Raw genomic sequence first — 529 nt, forward strand, 5'->3', positions numbered from 1 at the left:
TTCGCCGCCGTGGACTTCCAGCGCGAAATCAAGGCACTATCCGACCAGTTCGACGTGCACCGGGTGGACGGGGAGGACTTCCGCCACCGCGGCCTGCCCGAAGCTCCCGACCCGCTGCAGGACGCTGACATCGAGCCTACGCCCAGCAGCGCTTCCCGCACGCGACGCTGGCGGTGGACAACTTCGATGAGCTGGTCGCGCACCTGTCCAAGGTGCACCCCAGCCGCTACCGCCAGCTGCTGGCCGAGGCCGACGTGCTGGTGCTGCACAACGTGGACACGATCACCGACCAGTCCATTGCGCTGCGCTTCGTGGTGCTGGCCGACCGGCTCTACGACAAGGACGTGCCGATCATCGCCTCCGGCAAGCCGTTCAGCGAGCTGTTCACCCCGGAGATGATGTCCGGCGGCTACCAGAAGAAGTACTTCCGCGCGGTCTCCCGCCTCACTGCCCTGGCCCGCGAAGGCCAGATCGGCGAGAACGCCGAATAGCCCCGCACGCCGGTCCCTGTGTTCCGGCAGCCGGCTTT

Annotated in this window: 1 pseudogene; it reads left to right on the top strand. The window is 67.3% G+C overall.

The window, feature by feature from the left end:
• A pseudogene (gene zapE, locus JCM19049_RS17290) lies at positions 1-491 on the top strand (AFG1/ZapE family ATPase); the annotation flags it as partial.
• Positions 492-529: the final 38 nt, after the last annotated feature.

This window comes from Arthrobacter sp. JCM 19049 (genome assembly GCF_001310435.1).